This window comes from Leisingera sp. F5, assembly GCF_001593695.1.
On the sequence record NZ_LUKH01000643.1, the window covers coordinates 1 to 1,936 of the forward strand.

Annotated in this window: 2 protein-coding genes; one reads left to right on the forward strand and one right to left on the reverse strand. The window is 64.5% G+C overall.

The window, feature by feature from the left end; translation table 11 throughout:
• A partial coding sequence (locus tag A2I95_RS34280; protein WP_291736989.1) for a Hint domain-containing protein occupies nucleotides 1-318 on the forward strand: 318 nt, incomplete at its 5' end.
• Here the strand turns inward: A2I95_RS34280 and A2I95_RS34285 are convergent.
• Nucleotides 312-1,936, reverse strand: a 1,625-nt coding sequence (locus A2I95_RS34285) for a penicillin-binding protein 1A (protein WP_291736992.1), incomplete at its 5' end; no start/stop codon positions are given. The two genes, A2I95_RS34280 and A2I95_RS34285, sit on opposite strands and share 7 nt — an antisense overlap.

Genomic DNA, 1,936 nt, shown 5'->3' on the forward strand with positions numbered 1-1,936 from the left:
GCCGCAACCCTGCTGTTTGACGAAAACGAAATTCTGATCCCGGCGGTGCATCTGGTCAATGGCAGCACTGTCCGCCAGGAAACTGGCGGCACTGTCACCTATGTGCATCTCCTGTTCGACCAGCATGAAATCATCTATGCCGAAGGCGCACCCTCGGAAAGTTTTCATCCCGGCGCCCAAGCGGTCTCAGCCCTGGACACTCCGGTGCGCGAGGAACTGTTCCGGATCATGCCCGATCTGCGCTGGAGCACAGGAACCTATGGCGCCACCGCGCGCCAGGTCGCAGCGCGCCACGAGGCGGCGCTTTTGCTTCAGTAAAGCCCGCCAGAGCTGATGGTGCCAAAGGTCGCCTTGGGGCCCAGCACGGCGGTGCCGCCGCTGGAGGTGGTCACTTGGCGCCCCGATTCCTGCACTTCTTCGATCAGCGGCAGGTTCGACCCCATGGCAAAGCCGCCATCATAGGTCAGGCCAAAGATCGGCTCGGCCCCGTCGCGGAAATACTCGGCCACCACATAGGCGCCTGACGCATTGTCGGGCAGCCGCGCACCGGTATAGCGGTCGATCTTGATGAAGTGGCCGCCCTCCGGCACGTCAAATGGGCCGCCGCCGAATTTCTCGGTCGCCTTGGTCATGAACTGCTGGAACACCGGGCCGCACATGGTGCCGCCATAGGCGCCGCGGCCCATCGGCCGGGGCTGGTCAAAGCCCATGTAGCAGCCAGCCACGATGTTGGAGGTGAATCCCACGAACCAGACGTCGCGGGAATCGTTGGTGGTGCCGGTCTTGCCCGCGGTGGGCACCGGCAGGTTGATCACGCTCGACGCGGTGCCGCGGTCGACCACGCCCCGCATCATCGAGGTCAGCTGATAGGCGGTGATCGGATCCATCACCTGCTCGCGGTCGGTGACAATGCGCGGCGCCTGGCCGGGGATCAGATTGGGGTCGGCACAATCCATGCAGTCGCGGTCGTCGTGGCGGTAGATGGTGTTGCCGAACCGGTCCTGCACCCGGTCCACCAGCGTCGGCTGCACCCGCTCGCCGCCGTTGGCGAACATCGCATAGGCCGCCACCATTTTATACAGCGTGGTCTCCTCCGCCCCCAGCGAGTTCGCCAGGAAGGCGCCCATGTTGTCATAGACGCCAAAGCGTTCGGCATAGCCTGCCACCACCGGCATCCCGACCTCCTGCGCCAGGCGGATGGTCATCAGGTTCCGGCTCATCTCGATGCCGGTGCGCAACGGCGTCGGCCCGTAGAACTTGTTGGTCGAGTTCTTCGGCCGCCACAGGCCTTGCGGCGTGTTGATCTCGATTGGGGCGTCGACCACGATGGTCGCCGGGCTGTAGCCGCTGTCCAGCGCCGCCGCATAGACAAACGGCTTGAAGCTGGAGCCAGGCTGGCGCAGCGCCTGGGTCGCGCGGTTGAACACAGAATGCTGGTAGGAAAAACCGCCCTGCATCGCCAGAACCCGGCCGGTGTTCACGTCCATCGCGACAAAGCCGCCCTGCACTTCCGGCACCTGGCGCAGCGACCAATGGCTGAACGTGCCGTCTTTTTCCTCGGCCCGGACCAGCACCACATCACCGCGGGTGAAATTGGCGGCAAATCCGCCCTGCATCCATTTGATGTCAGAGCGCGGTACGGTGCCCGTGCCCTCATTGTCTTCGACACCGACGGTCAGCGATTTATCACCAACCTCCAGCACCACGGCCGGATACCATTTGCCGCCCAGTTCAATGTCCCGGGACACGTCGGCACTGGCCAGCGCAGCACGCCAGCCGGCCTCATCCGCAAGCTGCACCTCTTCCAGTGTCACGCCGGTGCCACGCCATTTCCCGCGCGAGCGGTCATACTTTTGCAAACCGCCGCGCATCGCCAGCGCCGCCTCGGCCTGCATTTCGTGGTCGATGGTGGCCCGCACGGTAAAGCCGCCGGTGA